Below are 1,804 nucleotides of genomic sequence, written 5' to 3' on the forward strand. Positions count from 1 at the left end.
CTCACGATTAAACATGGCATCTTTATAGCGATACCGAGTCGAATTTAAGCCGCCAACACCATCACTCTTGCGATGCTCTGCTACCGCATACATACTTGAAGAAAAGTTAAAGTATTTATTCTTATCCTCGCTGCTCAGCCCGTCATAATACCCCGTATCTCGCTCATAATAAGGATCACCCGCGATATCATAACGAGTACTACTTAGCGGACGATAGTCCCACTCATCCTTAACGCCTAAGCCATTTTGTACACTAGCCAGCATATCAACCGGCTCGTAACCATCGGCTTGTGATGAGGCGCCGCGATTACGCATAATATAAGCACCAAAATCTTTACCGGCTAATTCATTATCAATTTCCGTCAGTTCGCAGTTACCGTTGTAATGGTCACGACAACCATAAGTGAAAATGAAATCCTGCAAGCCATTGCCATAGGCATCAAAAGAGGCAACTTGAGTGGCAGACCCAATAATCGGCGTATTGACGACTTGGGCTGAAATAATACCGTCGGCATCTTCAATAAATTTAACAGCATTAAACTGAAAAATACTGTCATCAATATTTGGAATTGGTGGACCATATTCAATAGCCCCACCAGGCGCATTATCAACTACATCATACAGCTCATCACCACAGCGCCTTTCATAAACACCATTATCACGAACATCAAGACAAGCTTTCGCTAAATGCGTACCAGGAATAAGTAACTCTTGCTTACCATCAGCATTAAAATCATATGGACGGAAAGCCGCAGAATAACGCGGATAAATCTGTATTCCATGTATAGTTTCACCACCAGGGCCGCCAACCTCGCCACCTGTAACAATAGGCACACTTCTTAAATTTAAATGCCAATTCCCCATAAACGCACGCCACTCAGTAAAACTTCCCCCTTTATTGAGTCGATAACCAGTTAAACCTTCAACACTTATCCAATCTGATAAACCATCACCATTGATATCCATAAATAGATTAAAATAAACTGCTTCGGTCCTCGGTGGCCCAACAAAAATATTGGTAACATCAAAATAAACATTGCCTTGACTATCCAGCTTGGTTAGATAGAGATTACGCGGAATGGGGCTATCAACGGTAGTTTCTTCAGAATATGGTGTATTAGTTGATTCCAGAAAATCGGGGAGACCATTGCCATCCATATCACCTAGCATTTGAATGGAACTATCGCGATAGGCTTTATCAAAATCTCCTTCTATAGTATGGCTATATATTTGTTGGCCTGTACTAGTGTATGGAGATGCTGGGTTACCCGTATGTAAGTATAAATACAGCTCACCAGTTGATAAATCATTTCGAGCGAACTCATCATAGTATTCACTGCGCTCCATCACGATATCGGGCCATCCATCGCCATTGTAGTCAGCCATATCAACTATAAATTCCCGAGGCTGCAAACCTAAAGGGATATTAATTGTAAACCAGGTAACAGGACCAGCTTTGGTACTATAGGCTAATTCAAATGCGCCCAAATGAGTCCGCCACAAATCAGTACGACCATCTAGATTAAAGTCAGCATAAATACAGTTAGTCTGGTAAGTGGCCGGATTAATTTCACATGCCTTCGCAGTATCGTCATTATCTCCTTTATAATTACCTTCGGCATCAATATACCAGTCGCCCCAATCAGGCACCCCATCACCATTGCGATCCCCTCGCGAAGATAGCCAGTTAATGCTGCGAAGTGCTTGCCACTGAGGCTCATAGGTTCCATTGTGGTAGTAACCTATTTTTTTCATTTCAAATGATGGGGCGTTTTCTAGCCATTGAAATGAAGTGGCTGGTAAA

1 protein-coding gene is annotated in these 1,804 nt (G+C 42.3%); it reads right to left on the reverse strand.

What is annotated here, in order from left to right; all coding sequences use genetic code 11:
- The coding region (locus ABVT42_RS22195) for an FG-GAP repeat domain-containing protein (protein ID WP_367024522.1) at positions 1–1,804 on the reverse strand (1,804 nt) is incomplete at both ends.

This window comes from Aliikangiella maris (assembly GCF_040719265.1).
In the GTDB taxonomy this organism is placed as follows: domain Bacteria; phylum Pseudomonadota; class Gammaproteobacteria; order Enterobacterales; family Kangiellaceae; genus Aliikangiella; species Aliikangiella maris.